The following is a 790-nucleotide window of genomic DNA, read 5'->3' as shown; positions in this document are numbered from 1 at the left end:
ACGGAGGTGCGGAGGTATAGTTCGTAATGGCGCACCAAGCGGCGGCAGCGGGTGAGCCATGACAGGGTTCTCTCGACCAGCCACCGTTTCGGGAGCACGACAAAGCCCTTGGCCTGATCGGAGCGCTTGACGATCTCCAGCCGCCAGTCACCAGCATCTCTCACCTTGGTGGCGGCAACATCGCCCTGGTAGCCGCCGTCGGCGAAGATCACCTGGATGAAGGGGAACAGCGCGCGGGTGGCCTTGTCCAGCACCAGGGCGGTGCCGTCGCGGTCTTGGATATCGGCGCGATGAACGGCGACGTTCAGGAGCAATCCGAGCGTGTCGACGAGGATGTGATACTTGACACCCTTGATCTTTTTGCCCGCGTCGTAGCCGACCGGGTCCGCCGCACGCCCCCCTTTTCCGCCGCGCGGACGCTCTGGCTGTCGATCACGGCGGCGGTCGGGCTGGCCTCGCGGCCGTCCTGCTCGCGGACCCGCTGGTAGAGGTCATGGTGGATGCGCTCCAGCGTGCCGTCCCAGGCCCACAGGTGAAGATAGCCGTGGACCGTGCTGCGCGGCGGCAGGTCCTTGGGCAGGTGACGCCATTGGCAGCCCGTCTCCAGCACGTACAGCACGCCGTTCAGCACCGCCCGAAGATCGACGCTGCGATGGCGGCCACCACGCCGCCCCGGGGGGATCAGCGGCGCGATGATCCACCATTCCTCATCGCTCAGATCGCTCGGGTAACGCAGCCCGCTGCGATCGTGGCGGTCTCGCTTCTCCGCTGTCCACATCTTCGCCTCCGT

1 protein-coding gene is annotated in these 790 nt (G+C 66.6%); it reads right to left on the bottom strand.

All coding sequences use genetic code 11. The annotated features are described in order from the left end of the window. A protein-coding gene (locus DS843_RS30895) for an IS5 family transposase (protein WP_286192424.1) occupies positions 1 to 778 on the bottom strand; the annotation gives its coding sequence in 2 pieces (ribosomal slippage) (positions 1 to 388 and positions 388 to 778; 779 coding nt annotated over the 2 pieces). This gene is flagged as partial in the annotation. Positions 779 to 790 lie beyond the last annotated feature (12 nt).

Origin of the sequence: Roseomonas genomospecies 6 (assembly GCF_008365375.1) — a bacterium.
Taxonomy (GTDB): domain Bacteria; phylum Pseudomonadota; class Alphaproteobacteria; order Azospirillales; family Azospirillaceae; genus Azospirillum.
This window is presented reverse-complemented; position numbering and strand designations above follow the sequence as displayed.